At 68.7% G+C, this 454-nt stretch carries 1 protein-coding gene; it reads left to right on the forward strand.

Annotated features, from left to right (window positions below; translation table 11 throughout):
* Nucleotides 1-358: LacI family DNA-binding transcriptional regulator (locus E1263_RS42500; protein WP_165956955.1), on the forward strand; the 358-nt coding region annotated here is incomplete at its 5' end.
* Between the last annotated feature and the right edge of the window lie 96 nt (nucleotides 359-454).

The following is a 454-nucleotide window of genomic DNA, read 5'->3' on the forward strand; positions in this document are numbered from 1 at the left end:
GTTGTCGGAAGGGCCGGTGGTCAAGGTGAGGTTCAGCCGGGCGGGTGGGTATGCGGCTGGGCTGGAGTTGGTGGGGATGGCTCCGCGGCCTACGGCGGTGTTCGTGAGTTCGGATTTGCAGGCGGTAGGGGTTCTGAGGGCGCTGCGCGAGGCGGGGTTGCGGGTGCCGGAGGACATGGCGGTGGTGGCGTTCGACGGGACGGCAGAGTCGGAGTGGTGCTGGCCGCCGTTGACTGTGGTGCGGCAACCGTTGGAACGGATGGCGGAAGAGGTGGTCCGCCAATTGATCGAGGGGCCGGCCGGATCGCCGGCCGCCTATCCGGCCGAGCTGGTGATCCGCCGGTCCTGCGGCTGCTGATGTGCCGAGAGGGTTGCCCCCTGAGTTAGGGGGTTGCCCCCTGAGAATCTCGATGGGCAACCCCCCAACTGAAGGGGCGCCCGCTGAGATGGGGGG

Source organism: Kribbella antibiotica, assembly GCF_004349055.1.
Lineage (GTDB): Bacteria > Actinomycetota > Actinomycetes > Propionibacteriales > Kribbellaceae > Kribbella > Kribbella antibiotica.